Below are 14,873 nucleotides of genomic sequence, written 5' to 3'. Positions count from 1 at the left end.
GCATCATACCCTAACCGCACGCTTTAGCGCCGTCGATCACGTTTCTCATTCATCAAAGCGTGAACTTTGTGAGGGGCGTCGCTTTTCTTATCGCCGTGATTTGCGCATTTATCCCGCAGCTAATATTTATTAGCTAAATATTATCAGTAAGAGGACGCGTAATGAAAGAGCAGTGGAGCAGGGAGCAGGCACAGGCGTGGTATCAGCAAAAAGGCTGGCTGTGCGGGTTTAACTATCTGCCGTCGACGGCGGTGAACTGGACCGATATCTGGCAGGAAGAGACCTTCGATGCCGCAACCATTGACCGCGAGCTCGGCTGGGCGGCGGACGCGGGCTACAACACCCTGCGCATCAACCTGCCGTTTATCGTCTGGGAGCACGACCGCGACGGGCTGATGGCGCGCATCGACCGCTTTTTGACGATTGCCGACGGCCACGGCTTCAGCACCATGCTGACCCTGATGGACGACTGCGGCTTCTCCGGCGACGAGCCGTACCTCGGCCCGCAAAAGCCGCCCGTGCCGGGCAAGCACAACAGCCAGGCGGCGGCGAGCCCGGGGCGCGACAAGGTGTGCGATCCCGACTGCTGGCCGCAGATTGAGCGCTATATCCGCGACGTTGTCCGCCAGTTTCGCGATGACAGGCGCGTGCTGCTGTGGGATCTCTACAACGAGCCGGGCAACCGCGGCATTTTCGCCACCGGCACGCAGGAAGTGCAGTACGACGCGAAGCTGGAGACCTGCGCCCATAAGCTTATGAAGCTCGCATTCCAGTGGGTGCGTGAAGAAGATCCGACCCAGCCGCTCACCGTCTGCGCGTGGCGTCTGCCGCCGGAAGAGGAGGGCGAGACGTTCTTCCAGCATCCGCTGGACCAGACCGCGCTGGCGCTCTCGGACGTGGTGAGCTTCCACGCCTACACCCACACCGGGCGCATGACGGCGATTATTCAGCAGCTGCAGGCGCTTGGTCGTCCGCTGTTTTGCACCGAATGGCTGGCGCGCCACGTGGGCAGCACCATCGAAGAGCAGCTTCCGCTGATGTACGCGGCGAAGGTCGCACCGTACCAGTGGGGTCTGGTGCGCGGCAAAACCCAGACGTGGCTGCCGTGGCCGGTGGTGATGAAGGAGTCCACGGACTACTGCCGCCTCTGGTTCCACGACGTGTTTGAGGAGAACGGCATTCCGTTCTCGCGCCGTGAAATCGCCCTGATGCAGCAGCTACGCAAGATCGCCCCGCAGGCGCAGGACTAATAATATCGACCCGGCGGTCCACCGCCGGGCAACCAGGCAGGCATATAACAATGGCAATGACAATGAAAATACCGTCTCGCGAGTTGTGGTCTTATTTTGGTTATGGTTTAGGTCAGTGTTTTAGCTTTGGTTTAGTGGGTTCGTTTATTAACTATTTTTACACCGACGTGCTGGGGATCTCGGCGCTGGCGGCGAGTACCATCTTCCTGATTGCCCGCGCGTGGGACGCGGTTCACGATCCGCTGTTTGCCAGCATCATGGACACCATTAACAGCCGGTTCGGCAAGTTTCGCCACTTTTTGCTGATCGCCCCTTTGCTGATCACCGGCGTCACGCTGCTGTCGTTCTATAAAATCGAAGCGGACATGACCACCAAAATCCTCTACGCCGGGGTGACGTATATCCTGTGGGGAACGCTGTACGCCATCTCCGATATCCCGTTCTGGTCGATGTCGTCGGTGATGACCAACGACTCCGGGCAGCGTACCCGCGCGGTAACGGCGGCGATGCTCGGGGTGAACGCCGGGATTGCCTGCGCCAACATCTTCTTCCCGAAGCTGGCGGCGTTTTTCGCCCAGTACAGCAACGATAAAGGCTATTTTATGGCGGCGCTGGTGATGATGCTGGTGGGCCTGCCGCTGATGCTTAACGGCTTTATGCAGATCAAAGAGCGCGTGCCGCCGAGCCCGGAAAAGGTGACCATCCGCGACACCTTCCACAACCTGCGCCAGAACAAGCCGCTGTTTATCGTCCTGCTGTCGTTCTTCTTCTGCGTGTTCCACAACGTGGCGGGCGGGCTCTATATCTACTTCTTTATCAACAACCTGGGCGACGGCAGTCTGCAGATGGCGATTGGCGTGATGGGGATCGTGGCGGCGGTGCTGTGCCTAGTCGCCCCGATGCTGACGCGCCGGATGCAGAAGCGGAAGCTGTTTATGATCCTCTGCGGGCTGGACGTGGCGGTGCGCGTGGTGATGTGGTTTGTCGGCTATCAGCAGGTGACGATGCTGTTTATTCTGCTCGGCCTGAGCACGCTGTTCGTGATGATGACCAACATTCTTACCTCGTCGATGATTGCCGACACCATCGAGTACGCGGAGTACCACACCCACAAGCGCTGCGCGGCGATCACTTTCTCCGGGCAGACCTTTACCGGCAAGATGTCGGTGGCAGTGGGCGGCGGGCTCATCGGCGTGTTTCTGACGATTATCGGCTACGTGCCGCAGGCGCAAATCCAGAGCGAAGGCGTGCTGTCGGGGCTGTTCTTCGGGATTTGCCTGCTGCCGGCGATTGGGTCGCTGATCCGCATGGGCTTTATGTCGCGCTTTACCTTTACCGAGGAGAAGCATGCGGAGATTTGTCGGCTGCTGGCGGAGCGAAACGCGTCTGCGAAAGCGCCGGGTGGCGGCTGCGCCTTACCCGGCCTACAGAAAATTACAGGGACTTCACAAACGCCAGCAGATCTTCGTTGAGCTGGTCCTGGTGGGTCAGCGCGAAGCCGTGCGGCGCGTTGTCGTACACCTTCAGCGTGGCGTTTTTGATCATCTCTGCCGCCAGCTTGCCGGTGCTTTCAAACGGCACGATCTGGTCGTTGCTGCCGTGAATGACCAGCGTCGGCACGTCGATTTTCGCCATATCCGGGCGGAAATCGGTTTCGCCGAACGCGGTCACGCAGTCGATGGTGCCCTTCAGGGACGCAAGCAGGGCGATGTTCAGCGTCTGGGTCAGGGCACCGGCAGAGACGGTCTGCCCGGCGTTGATGCCGTAGAACGGGGTGGCAAAGTCGCTGATAAACTGGGCGCGATCTTTACGCAGCCCGTCGCGAATGCCGTCGAACACGCTCTGATCCACACCCTGCGGGAAGGTCGCAGATTTACCAAAGATTGGCGTCACCGCGCCCAGCAGCGCCAGACCGGCGACGCGCGCGCTGCCGTAGTTGTTGATGTAGCGGGTCACGTCGCCACCGCCCATGGAGAAGCCCACCAGCGTCACGTCCTGCAGGTCCAGGGTGGTGATCAGGTCGTTGATGTCGGACGCAAAGGTGTCGTAGTCGTAGCCGTTCCACGGCTGATCCGAGCGGCCAAAGCCGCGACGGTCAAAGGCGATGGCGCGGAAGCCGCGCTCGGCCAGGTAGTTCAGCTGGCTATCCCACATGTCGCCATCCAGCGGCCAGCCGTGGCTGAAGAGAACCGGTTTACCCGCGCCGCAATCTTTGTAGTAAATCTGCGTGCCGTCTTTTGCCTTAAACGTTGCCATAGTGTGTTCCTGTACAGGTGATGGTTAGGGTTATACCGGCGCGACCAGATAGCGAATGGCCGGTGATGTTGTGCCCTGATGAAAAGCCAGAACGCGGCTCTGCAGCAGGAGGTCATTCATGGTGTGGCGCTCCTGCTGGCGCAGATGCTCAATCCACGAGCCCATCAGGAAGGTCTCGATAAACAGACCGGGGCGCTCAATATCCTCGTATACCGCCCAGCTCATCGCCCCGGCGCGGCGGCGCACCCGGCGCAGCTCGTGGACCGCCTCCAGGAAGGCCTTCGCGTTGTGCGGGTCAATGATGTACTCGTGCGAGACCAGCACCGGACCGCGCTCGTTCGGCAGGTCGATCTCCACGCCGTCCAGCGGCTGGCCGCTCAGGTCGAGGTTTAAATCAGGATCTTTCTCCAGCTTCCAGCGGAACACGGTGGCGCTTGCCAGCACCATCCCCAGCGTGGCGACCACCAGCGAGGTTGGCGTGCCGAACTGCGACGCAATCTGCCCCCAGATGGCGCTGCCCGTGGTCATTGAGCCGAAGAACACCGTCAGGTAGACCGCCAGCGCGCGGGCCTTCACCCAGCGGGCGGCGCTGCGCTGCGCGCCGAGGTTGAGGGTGGAGAGCACCGCAATCCACGCGAAGCCGGTGAAAAACTCAAACAGATTAAGCAGCCAGACGTGGCGCACAAACGCCAGCGCCAGCATGGTGAGGGCAAAGGTCAGACTGGCGGCCACCATCAGCCGATCGGCGTTCAGCCGCTGGCGCAGGCGCGGCAGCAGAATGGCCCCGGCAATCGCCCCCAGGCCAATGCACGCCAGCATCACGCCGTAGCCTGCCGGGCCTAAGCCCAGCTCGCGGCGCGCCACCAGCGGCAGCAGTGCCCAGCCCGCGCTGCCGAAAATGAAGAAGGCCACCGTGCGCACCAGCACGTTGCGTAGCACCGGCGCGGCGTGCACGTAGCGAATGCCCGAGCGCACCGCCGAGAAAAAGTGCTCCGGCGGCAGACGCTGAATGGACGGGGCCGGACGCCAGCGCCACAGCACCCACGCCACGCCAACCACGGACAGCGCGTTCAGGGCAAATACCATCCACGGCCCGGCGAGCGACAGCAGGAAGCCCCCGAGCGCCGGGCCAATCGCCCGGCTGATGTTCACCCCGAGCGAGTTCAGCGCCACGGCGGCACCCAGCTCGGGCTTGCTCACCAGATCGGGCACCACGGCCTGGAACGGTGGCGAGCTCATCGCCGCCCCCACGCTCAGCAGAAACGTCGCCACCAGCAGAACGGCGGGGGTCACGTGTCCGGTGAAGGAGAGCACCGTCAGCCCGGCGGCGGCGATGAACACCCACAATTGAGAGAAGAGCAGGTATTTACGTCGGTCGACGATGTCCGCCATCACCCCGGACGGCAGGGCGAAGAGGAACATCGGCAGGCTGCTGGCTGCCTGTACCAGCGCGATATCCAGCGGATCGGCGCTCAGGGTCAGCATGCTCCAGTTGATGCCGACGTCGCTCATCCATGAGCCGACGTTAGAGACCACCGTGGCGATCCACAGCATGCGGAACACCGGCTGGCTCAGCGGCTGCCAGGGCGAAACCGTCGGTGCGGGCGTCGTCTCGACGTGTGTGTCGCGAACGTCGTTAACCTGGGTCATGCGAACCTCTCCGCTGCCTTACGCTGCAGCCGCCACTGGCCCGGCCCGGTGAGGGCAAGGGTGGTGAAGATAATCAGCAGCAGCCAGCCAAACTGCCCTTCGGCAATCGACCAGTTCGGGTGGACCGCCAGCATCGCCACCAGCAGCACGGCGATAATCGGCAGGCACGCCAGGCGGGTGTAAACGCCCGCAATGATCAACAGCGGGCAAATCACCTCGGCGACAATCGCCGGGATCAGGCTCGCGTAAGGCCCGAAGCCAAACGGATCTTCAATGCGCGTCAGCTCTTCGCTGAAGTGCAGTACCTTCGGCAGGCCGTGCACGTAGAGCAGCAGCAGGCTGCCGGTCAGGCGCAGGAAGAACAGCCCCAGGTCGATCCGGGGCGGTACAGTGGTGTTTTTCATCAGAATGCAAAGCAGCTGCAGCCCAGCGCCCCCCAGAAAGCGTTATCGTCGGACACCGGCATCGCTGACGTGCGGGCGAAATCATGCTGGTGGCTGTGAACCCCGCACGGGCCGCTGCAGTGGTGGACAGCGCTCATGCCAACGCGTGCGGCCTGCGGCGGCGCGCTGCGGTAGTGGCCCGGCACCTTCACCACCGGGGACCACTCGGGCAGAACCGGAATGGCCGGCGGCGCGAGCGGGCCAAAGCTGCCCGCGGCGTAGACGATATCGCCGTTGACCACCGTCAGGACGGACTCGATGCCCTTGATCTCCTCTTCCGGCACGCGGAAGTAGTCTTTGCTCAGCACCGCCAGGTCCGCGAGCTGGCCGACCTTGATCTGCCCCTTCAGGTTCTGCTCGCTGGAGAACCACGCGCTGCCCTGGGTCCAGAGCATCAGGGCGGTATCGCGATCCAGTCGGGCGCTGTGGTCGTACATCTGCATCCCGCCGACGGTGCGGCCGGAGACCAGCCAGTAGAGCGCGGTCCACGGGTTGTAGCTCGCCACGCGGGTGGCGTCCGTTCCCAGGCCCACCGGCACGCCGGTCTCCAGCATTTTCGCCACCGGCGGCGTGTGGCGGGTGGCTTCGATGCCATAACGTTCGGCAAAGTACTCACCCTGGAAGGCCATGCGGTGCTGCACGGCAATGCCGCCGCCGAGCGCTTTGATGCGGTCGATGTTGGCCTGTGACACGGTTTCCGCATGGTCGAAGAACCAGTGCAGGCCGTTGAACGGAATGTCGCGGTTCACCTTCTCGAACACGTCCAGCATGCGGCTGATGGATTCGTTATAGGTGGCGTGCAGGCGGAACGGCCAGCGGTGCTCCACCAGATGGCGCACCACGCGCTCCAGCTCGTCCTCCATGCCCGGCGCGAGGTCCGGGCGCGGCTCGAGGAAGTCTTCAAAATCGGCGGCGGAGAAGACCAGCATCTCGCCCGCGCCGTTGTGGCGGAAGAAGTCGCTGCCCTGGCCCGGCGTGAGCATATCGGTCCATTTTTCAAAGTCTTCCAGCTCGTGGCCCGGACGCTGGGTAAAGAGGTTGTAGGCGATGCGGATGGTCATCTGCTTTTTCTCGTGCAGCTCGGCGATCACCTCGTAATCTTCCGGGTAGTTCTGGAAGCCGCCGCCCGCGTCGATGGCGCTGGTCAGCCCCAGGCGGTTCAGCTCGCGCATGAACTGGCGGGTGGAGTTGACCTGCTGCTCCAGCGGCAGCTTCGGCCCTTTGGCCAGCGTGGCGTAGAGGATCATGGCGTTCGGACGGGCAATCAGCATCCCGGTCGGGTTGCCGTTGGCGTCGCGCTGGATCTCGCCGCCCGGCGGGTTTGGCGTGTCTTTGGTGTAGCCGACCACCTTCAGCGCGGCGCGGTTGAGCAGGGCGCGGTCGTACAGGTGCAGGATGAAGACCGGGGTGTCCGGCGCGGCGTCGTTAATTTCGTCGAGGGTCGGCATGCGGCGCTCGGCGAACTGGAACTCGGTCCAGCCGCCCACTACGCGCACCCACTGGGGCGACGGCGTGCGCAGGGCCTGCTCTTTCAGCATCCGCAGGGCATCGGCCAGGGAGGGCACGCCTTCCCAGCGCAGCTCGAGGTTGTAGTTCAGCCCGCCGCGAATCAGGTGCAGGTGCGAGTCGTTCAGGCCGGGGATGGCGGTGTGGCCTTTTAGGTCCACCACCTGAGTGCTGTCGCCGTGGTGTTGCATCACCTCGGCGACGGTACCCACTTCCAGAAATTTTCCGTCGCGCACGGCAACGGCTTCCGCGACAGGGTTCTCGCGATCGACGGTGTGAAACTGGCCGTTAACCAGAATGAGATCGGCTTTACCGAGGGTAACCATAACTGCTCCTGACTGAGAGGGGAATGGTCAGGATTATGGGAACCGGTTTCGGCAAAGATCCAGTTATACAATAGGATAGGTATACCAAAGTATAACTATACCTAAGGTTAACTATACGAAGAGATAATTACGCGCGGAGACGGAAAACCGCAGGATGAGGGTGACTTTATCGTCGCGGCGCTCGCGGCGATTTCACCCTTAACCACTGGAAAATGCTATGACCTCTTCAAAGCTCGAAGTGTTAACCCCTGCGAACTGTCAGATTATCTTTATCGATCACCAGCCACAGATGGCGTTTGGCGTGCAGTCGATTGACCGCCAGGTGCTGAAAAACAACACCGTGGCGCTGGCGAAAGCGGCCAAAGTGTTCAACATCCCGACCATCATCACCACCGTTGAGACCGAAAGCTTCTCCGGTAACACCTACCCGGAGCTGCTGGACGTGTTCCCGGGCCAGGACATCCTGGAACGTACCTCCATGAACTCCTGGGACGACCAGAAAGTACGCGACGCGCTGAAGGCCAACGGCAAGAAGAAGGTGGTGGTTGCCGGTCTGTGGACCGAAGTGTGCAACAACAGCTTCGCCCTGTGCGCGATGCTGGAAGGTGATTACGAAATTTATATGGTGGCGGACGCGTCCGGCGGCACCTCCAAAGAAGCCCACGACTACGCGATGCAGCGCATGATCCAGGCGGGCGTCATCCCGGTGACCTGGCAGCAGGTGATGCTGGAGTGGCAGCGCGACTGGGCGCGTAAAGAGACCTACACCGCGGTCATGGATATTGTGCGTGAGCACTCCGGCGCGTACGGCATGGGCGTGGATTATGCCTACACCATGGTGCACAAAGCGCCTTCTCGCCAGAAGAGCGAGCACCGCACCTTAGCGCCGGTTCCGGCTCGCTAAGCCCCGCTGGCGGGCTGGTCCCTCATCCGGCTCGCCGCTGCCTTTATCTCTGGAGTTCACAATGAGTACTGGGCTGATATCCCTTGCCGCCGGCGTGCTGATTGGCCTGATGTATGCCGTGCTGAAGGTGCGCTCCCCCGCGCCGCCCGCGCTGGCGCTGATTGGCCTGCTGGGGATGCTGGCGGGTGAACAGGCGACGCGCCATCTCTTATCCCGCGACGGTGCGCCGCCACCTCAGGTGACCGTTGTGCAGGTGACATCGCAGACGGGAGCGTCCTCATGAAAGCGTGGATAATTTCGCTGGTGTGCGGCGTGGTAGCTGGGGTAATTTACGCCCTGCTCGACGTTCATTCCCCGGCGCCGCCGGTTGTTGCCCTGCTGGGCCTGTTTGGCATGCTGGTGGGCGAACAGCTTATCCCGGTGGGACGGCGTTTACTGAGTCGCGAACCGCTTACCCTCGCCTGGTTTCGTCACGAATGCGTGCCGAAAATCAGCGGCACGGCGCCCCCTGCGCCCGCGAAGGACGATCGCGACGTTTAATGTTTTGTGAGAGGAAAGACAGCATGACGCTGCCGTGGCGCATTGCCATCATTGATGACGAACGTTCCGTCCGCAGCGGGTTGAGTAATCTCCTGGAGTCGGAAGGCTATTCGACCGATACGTTTGATTCGGCAGAGGTATTTCTCAGCCACCCTCTCGCCCTGTCCGGCGCGGCGCTGGTGATCACCGATATCAAACTGCGGGGCATGAGCGGCCTGGAGCTGTTCGCCAAGCTGCGGCTGCTGGCCGTACCGCCGCCGCCCGTGCTCTTTATCTCCGGTCATGCTGATGAAAATATGCAGCGGTACGCTCTCAGTCTGGGCGCCGCTGCTTTTTTGCGTAAGCCCATTAACATCGATATTCTGCTGGATCATATTCAGCGGGAGCTGGCCCGCCGACAATAAGGATCGCGGATGAACGAACACGAGCAGCCTGCATTCTGGCCCGCCCAGGGGAATCTTCACCAGGGGCGGGTTTTTGTCCTTAAAGAGGATGTGATTTTTACCGTGCTGGCGCAGGAGGGGGGGATTTCGTGGATGCATGCGCGACATCCTTATTCCGGCGGCTCGTTTATTATTGCCACCGCGGTGAGCGACGAAGAGGAAGAGCGGGCCACCCGGCTGCTGAAAAACGAGTTTGCGCTGCGCGATATGCTGCAGGACAGCTGGGCCATTCGCGCCGTCGCGTCCACCCAGTACCGGGGGCGCTTCGCGCTGGTCTATGCCCCGTTTTCCTTTGAACTGCTGGCGCGACGCGCGGGCAGGGCGATCTCGGGGATCGCGCGCTTTATCGAGCTGGCGATCCAGATCTGCGTTCCCCTGCGCCAGATGCATCTGCAAAACCTGATCCACGGCGATATCAAGCCCGGCAGTATTTTTGTCCATCACGATGCCACCTGCCGTCTGGGTAGCTTTGGCCTCTCCTGCACGCTCTCCGATGCCCTCTCCGGGACCCGGCTTGCCGTATCTGGCGGTACGCCTGCCTGGATGTCGCCGGAGCACACCTCCCGAACCCAGCGTCCCGTTGATAACCGCAGCGATCTCTACAGCCTCGGCATGGTGCTGTATGAACTGCTGACCGGCCGCCTGCCGTTTGAGCTGGGGGAGGACGACCAGACCAACTGGGCGCATTACCACATTGCCTCAGCGCCGCTGGCGCCGGACGCGATACGCCCGGACGTGCCGGAGATGCTGTCGACCATCATTCTGAAGCTGCTGGAAAAGCACCCCGATAACCGCTACCAGACGGTCGACGGGCTGATTGCCGATCTCCGCCGCTGCCAGGCGACGTTGACCTGTGAGGGCGACATCGTCGCCTTTCCGCCCGGCCAGCAGGACCGCACCCCGGCAATCCATCTGGCGGATTCCCTGTTTGCGACCCATCCGCAGGCGAACGACATCATTGCCGCGTTTGAGCGGGTAGGGCAGAACCGGGTGCCGGAGCTGGTGACCATCGGCGGACCGTCGGGGATCGGCAAATCCTCGATCATCGCGACGGCGCTTAAAACGCTGCAGCAGCGTACGGTGCTGCTGGCGGTGGGCAAAGTCGATCAGTTTTCACCGTCGTTGCCCTACGGCGTATTAAGCTCCGCGTTCCGCTCCCTGACGCTGCACCTGCTGGGGCTGCCGGCAGACGAGGTGGCAAAGTGGAAAATCCGCCTCTCGCGCGCCCTTGAGGGGTATGAAGAGCTGGCCGTCAGCCTGGTGCCGGAGCTGGGCCTACTGCTTGAGCGCAAGCCGCGCTTCTCGGCGGATACCTTTTCCATTGATGCCCGGGCGCGCTTCAGCCATATGGTGCTGGCGCTGGTAAAGACCTTTGCCTCGCAGGGCTGCCCGCTGGTGCTGATGCTTGACGATCTCCAGTGGAGCGACGCCGCCAGCCTGCATACGCTGAACTATCTGCTGGTCAACGGCGGGGCTATCCCGTTGCTGGTGGTGGTGGCGCACCGCGATATCGGTTCGTTATCCGACCCCTCAGTGCAACAGCCGCTGGCGAGCCTGCCGGAGGCGGCACAGCACGCGAGCGAGATTGTCCCGCAGGCGCTGTCTGTTAAAGCCGTGGCCCGCTGGCTGGCGACGGTGTTTCGCACCCGCAGCGCGGCGACGACCGATCTCGCCACGCTGATCCATGAGAAGACCGGCGGCAACCCGCTCTTCGTGCACGAATTTTTCCGCCGCATCGTCGATGACGGGCTGGTGGTGCATAACAAATATCTGGACAAGTGGCTTTACGATCTGCAGGCGATCCGCGCCCGGCATTACACCGAAAACGTGGTTACCCTGGTGCTGGAGCAGCTCGAAGAGTTGCCCGACGAGACGCGCCGCCTGCTGGGCAGCATTGCCTGTCTCGGCGGCACGGGCGAGATGGAGATGATGTGCCGCGTGGTTGGCCTGTCGATGGCGGAGATGCGCTATGCGCTGCATCCGGCGGTGATGGCCCAGCTCATCGTGCTGACGGAAAAAAAATATGCCTTCACCCACGACAGGGTGCAGGAGGCTGCCGTTGCGCTGCTGGATCGGCATGAGAAAAGTCACATTCACCTGACGACCGCCAGCCTGCTGGCCGACGCCGCGCGGCAGGCGGCGGGAAACGAGCTGCTGTTCCGCGCCGTTCACCACGTCACGGCCGCGCTGGACAGCATCCAGCCCGCCCCGCAGCGCCAGAGATTCCGTGAGCTGAGCCTGCTGGCCGCGCGACGGGCGAAGCGTTCGGGGGATTACCTTTCGGCACTGAGCTATATTCAGACCGCCAGAGCGCTGGGCAACGCCGGGACGGTGTCAGACTTTATGCTCGATATCGAAGAGGCGGGCTGCGAGTTTGCGCTGGGGCACCTGGCGCGCACTCGCGAGCTGTGTGACGCGATCCTCGGTTGCCCCGGCGGGCTGACCGAAAAAACGCTGGCGGCCAACCTGCTGGTGGAAGTCTACATTCGCCAGTCCGACAGCCGTCTGGCGCTGGAGGCGGCGCTCTGCTGGCTGGGGGTGTTGGGCATCCAGATTGGCCGCTATCCGGAAGACGCTGACTGCGACGAGGCCTGGGAACGCTTCTGCAACCGTGCCAATGGTGCGCCACAACCTCTTTTTGCCCCGCTCGCACGCATGGAGAACCCGGAAACCGAAGCGGTGATGAACCTGCTCTACAGCGCCAGCATTTGCGCCAGCTTCATCTGCCCGCGCCTGCACTTTTTACTGCTCTGCCGCATGATGCACCTGACCCTCGATCATGGCATCACCGGCGCCTCCACCACGGCGATGGCCTGGTTTGGCGTGCTGATGGGCCACCGCTACGCCGAGTACCGCCTCGGGTTCCAGTACGGCACGCTGGCCCGCGAGCTGGTGAGCCGCCACGACTACGATGCGTTTGAAGCCAAAACCCTGCTGCCGCTCGACCAGCTTAGCGTCTGGACCCAGCCTTTATCGTTTACCATCGAGTGCGCGAAAGCCTGTTTCAGCGCGGCGGTGACCCACGGCGATATGACAATGGCCTGCTTTGCGGCCTGCCACCAGGTGATTAACTTCCTCTCGCGGGGCGATCACCTGGACGGGGTGCTGACCAGCATCGATCGCGGCCTGGCGTTCGTGCGTAAAACCCACTTCCAGGACGTGGAAACCATTTTGATGGTTCAGCGCGGCTACGTTGAGTTTCTGCGCACGCCGGTCATCGGCACCTGGACCGCGTCGCAGGTATTGCCCGAGGCGCTGCTTCCCGCGTCGCCGGAGCAGGCCCCGGAGCAGACTTCCACCATGCTGTTCTGGTACTGGCTCTACCGCGGCATGGCGCACTTTACCTGCGGGGAGTATGCCGACGCGCAGGCGGATCTCGAGACGGCGGGCTGGTATGCCTGGTCTGCGCCGGGACACATCCACCTGCTGGATTATCACTTCTACAGCGCCCTGGCGCTCTCCCGTCAGCTGACGCCGGAGACCTTCTCGGCGAACCATCGCCGCAGCATTCACGCCCATTACGACAAAATCGCCCTCTGGGCGCGCATTAATCCCGGCACGTTCGCGGATAAAGAGGCGCTGATCTATGCCGAAATTGTGCGTCTGGACGGGATGAACAGCATTGCCCTTGAGCAGTATGAGAAGGCGGTCAGGCTCTCCCGCGAGGGCGGGTTTAATCCGATCAACGCCCTGGCCCACGAGCTGGCAGGGCGCTTTGCCCTGGCCTGCGGCTACCCGACCGCCTCGGATGCGCACTTCCGCGGTTCGATTGCCGCCTGGGGCCGTGCCGGGGCGCAGGCCAAGGTGCGCCAGCTGGAGCAGGATTTTCCGCACCTGCTGGCCTCCGGACAGGCCAGCGCCTACGACACGGTGGCGTTCGCCCAGAATGAGACGATCCGCGATCTGCAGAGCGTGATCAAAGCCTCCCGCGCGCTGTCGGAGGAGATCAATCTTGAGCGCTTAATCGAAAACCTGATGACGATCCTGCTCGAACGCGCCGGGGCGCAGCGCGGGCTGCTGCTTCGCGTGAGCGATAGCCTGATTCCGGAGATCGAAGCCAGCGCCTGGACCAGTACCGAGGGCGTGCGGGTGCGGATCCTGAAAGACGTGCCGACGGCGACCGACCTGCCGCTGTCGGTGCTGGCGGCGGTGATCCGCACCGGGCAGGAGATCCGCACCGGTAAACCGGAGGAGTTTCACCCCTTCAGCCAGGATCCCTATCTGGTGACCTCGGGAGCGGCCGTGATGTGCGTCCCGATGTTCAAACAGGCGCGGCTGGTGGGGGTGCTGTACCTGGAAAACCGCCTGATGCCGGAGGTCTTTACCGCCGAGCACTCGCGCGTGGTGAGCCTGCTGGGCGCGCAGGCCGCGGTCTCCCTGGAGACGGCGCGGCTGTACGCCGAGCTGCTGGCGGAGAACATTCAGCGTCGGCGGGTCGAGAAAGAGCTGCGCGCCAGCCAGACCTCGCTGATGCTGGGCGAGCAGATCAGCCACACCGGCAGCTGGCGCTGGGAGCTGGAGCAGGACCTGATGTTTGTCTCGGACGAGTACGCCCGCATCCTCGGCCTGCCTGAACAGCAAAAGACGATCTCCATGGCGGAGTTTTTGACCTTCGTTCATGAGGATGATTACGCCCGCATCAGCGCCATCGTCACCCGGAGCGTGCGCGACGGGCTCTCCATGCGGGCGGAGTTTCGCGTGAAGCGTCCCGACGGCTCAACGCGCTACATCCTCGGGATTGGCGATCCGGTGGGCGTGGGCAGCGAGGTGAACGAGTATTACGGCATCATCACCGACATCACCAGCCAGCGCGCCGCGGAAGATGCCATGCGGGTGGCGCAGGCGGATCTGGCGCGGGTGTCCCGCGCCACCACAGTCGGGCAGCTGACCTCCTCCATCGCCCACGAGATCAACCAGCCGCTGATGTCGATTGTTTCTAACGCCGGGGCGAGCCTGCGCTGGCTCAGCCGCGAACCGGCCCGGCTGGATAAAGTGCGCGAAGGGCTGGAGGAGATCGCCGCGGAAGGCGCGCGGGCGGGGGAGATCATTCGCAGCATTCAGTCCCTGACGCGCAAGCAGGATCCCACTTTCTCGCGTATCGATCTGCATGACCTGATCCACCATATCATCACGCTGTCGCGTAGCGAGCTGGAGCTGCGACAGATTAGCGTTGATTATCTGTTGCAGGCGCAGGAGAGCGTTATCACCGGCGATAGCGTGCAGATCCAGCAGGTGCTGCTTAACCTGGTGATGAATGCGGTAGAAGCGATGGCCGAGGTGACGGATCGTCCCTGCGTCATCACCCTCAGCACCAGCAACGCGGACGGGAAAGTTATCGTCGAGATCGCCGATACCGGCAGCGGCATTGAGCCCGAGCGGCTGGAGCAGATTTTTGACTCGTTCTACTCCACCAAAGCGCAGGGAATGGGGATGGGGCTGACCATCAGTGCCAGCATCATCGAGCGCCACTGTGGGAAGCTGAGCGCGCGCCGCCGGGAGCCGCACGGCACGGTGTTTGCCTTTGCACTGCCGCTGGCCGCGCAGGAAGGGTAAAC

Annotated in this window: 11 protein-coding genes; 7 read left to right on the top strand and 4 right to left on the bottom strand. The window is 62.7% G+C overall.

Features of this window, described 5'->3' with window-relative positions:
• The first annotated feature begins 161 nt into the window (after positions 1-161).
• Complete coding sequence (locus GM298_RS10025) at positions 162-1,250, top strand: cellulase family glycosylhydrolase (protein WP_262748528.1); 1,089 nt, start codon at positions 162-164, stop codon at positions 1,248-1,250.
• A gap of 50 nt (positions 1,251-1,300) precedes the next feature.
• Positions 1,301-2,722, top strand: a complete 1,422-nt coding sequence (locus tag GM298_RS10020) for an MFS transporter (RefSeq protein ID WP_266154040.1) — start codon at positions 1,301-1,303, stop codon at positions 2,720-2,722.
• Here GM298_RS10020 and GM298_RS10015 read toward each other — a convergent pair.
• The 4 genes from GM298_RS10015 to GM298_RS10000 are packed head-to-tail and all read right to left on the bottom strand — an operon-like array spanning position 2,685 to position 7,431.
• Positions 2,685-3,506, bottom strand: coding sequence for an alpha/beta fold hydrolase (locus GM298_RS10015; protein WP_094917823.1), 822 nt, complete (start codon positions 3,504-3,506; stop codon positions 2,685-2,687). The two genes, GM298_RS10020 and GM298_RS10015, sit on opposite strands and share 38 nt — an antisense overlap.
• Before the next feature lie 30 nt (positions 3,507-3,536).
• On the bottom strand, positions 3,537-5,156 hold the full coding sequence (locus GM298_RS10010) for an MFS transporter (protein ID WP_266154039.1): 1,620 nt from the start codon (positions 5,154-5,156) through the stop codon (positions 3,537-3,539).
• Complete coding sequence (locus GM298_RS10005) at positions 5,153-5,560, bottom strand: DoxX family protein (protein ID WP_059385968.1); 408 nt, start codon at positions 5,558-5,560, stop codon at positions 5,153-5,155. Before GM298_RS10005 ends, GM298_RS10010 begins: the two co-directional genes overlap by 4 nt.
• The gene (locus GM298_RS10000) at positions 5,560-7,431 is read right to left on the bottom strand and encodes an amidohydrolase (RefSeq protein WP_266154038.1); all 1,872 of its coding nucleotides are present in this window, start codon (positions 7,429-7,431) and stop codon (positions 5,560-5,562) included. The genes GM298_RS10005 and GM298_RS10000 overlap by 1 nt, the downstream gene beginning before the upstream one ends.
• A 217-nt stretch (positions 7,432-7,648) precedes the next feature.
• Between GM298_RS10000 and GM298_RS09995 the strand changes: the two genes are divergently transcribed.
• The 5 genes from GM298_RS09995 (at position 7,649) to GM298_RS09975 (ending at position 14,871) form a co-directional block, all read left to right on the top strand.
• Positions 7,649-8,335, top strand: a complete 687-nt coding sequence (locus GM298_RS09995) for a hydrolase (protein ID WP_008501349.1) — start codon at positions 7,649-7,651, stop codon at positions 8,333-8,335.
• 61 nt (positions 8,336-8,396) lie between these two features.
• A complete protein-coding gene (locus tag GM298_RS09990) occupies positions 8,397-8,618 on the top strand; it encodes a DUF1427 family protein (RefSeq protein WP_266154037.1) in 222 nt (73 codons plus the stop codon).
• Positions 8,615-8,875 (top strand): XapX domain-containing protein, encoded by a 261-nt coding sequence (locus tag GM298_RS09985; protein ID WP_010427264.1) that lies wholly within the window; start codon positions 8,615-8,617, stop codon positions 8,873-8,875. Before GM298_RS09990 ends, GM298_RS09985 begins: the two co-directional genes overlap by 4 nt.
• A gap of 23 nt (positions 8,876-8,898) precedes the next feature.
• Positions 8,899-9,279 carry a response regulator transcription factor gene (locus GM298_RS09980; RefSeq protein ID WP_266154036.1) on the top strand — a complete coding sequence of 127 codons (381 nt, stop codon included), beginning with the start codon at positions 8,899-8,901 and terminating at the stop codon, positions 9,277-9,279.
• Positions 9,280-9,288: 9 nt separating this feature from the next.
• Positions 9,289-14,871 (top strand): ATP-binding sensor histidine kinase, encoded by a 5,583-nt coding sequence (locus GM298_RS09975; RefSeq protein ID WP_266154035.1) that lies wholly within the window; start codon positions 9,289-9,291, stop codon positions 14,869-14,871.
• The last annotated feature ends 2 nt before the right edge of the window (positions 14,872-14,873 follow it).

The sequence above is a fragment of the Enterobacter sp. HSTU-ASh6 genome (assembly GCF_026319105.1).
GTDB lineage: Bacteria > Pseudomonadota > Gammaproteobacteria > Enterobacterales > Enterobacteriaceae > Enterobacter > Enterobacter sichuanensis.
The sequence above is the reverse complement of the archived record's forward strand: the minus strand, read 5'-3'. Positions and strand labels throughout refer to the sequence as shown.